The following is a 313-nucleotide window of genomic DNA, read 5'->3' on the forward strand; positions in this document are numbered from 1 at the left end:
ATGCTGAAACCGCCGGCAGCGAGGCGATCAGCTGCCTCGATCAATTGCGCAAGATCACTGTTCGCCATGAGACCTCCTTGCTGGTTCCCGTTATCGGTCAGCCAACCGCTTCTCCAGATGCACTTTTTCAAGTTCCACGCCCATGCTCTTGGAATATTCGCGGCCGCGCCAGACGATGATGAAACCGCAGCGTTCGTAGAGCCGGATCGCGCCCTCATTCCCGGCATGCGTGTCGAGCCTGGCAGTCGCCAGCCCCTCTGCCGCCATCACCTCGCACAAATGAAGCAGGATAGCCCGGCCGACGCCCTTACCC

At 60.4% G+C, this 313-nt stretch carries 1 protein-coding gene; it reads right to left on the reverse strand.

The annotated features are described in order from the left end of the window. Positions 1 to 90: 90 nt before the first annotated feature. On the reverse strand, positions 91 to 313 hold a 223-nt coding region (locus tag AF337_RS29740; RefSeq protein ID WP_152971236.1), incomplete at its 5' end, for a GNAT family N-acetyltransferase.

Source organism: Rhizobium ecuadorense (assembly GCF_001187535.1).
GTDB classification, from domain to species: domain Bacteria; phylum Pseudomonadota; class Alphaproteobacteria; order Rhizobiales; family Rhizobiaceae; genus Rhizobium; species Rhizobium ecuadorense.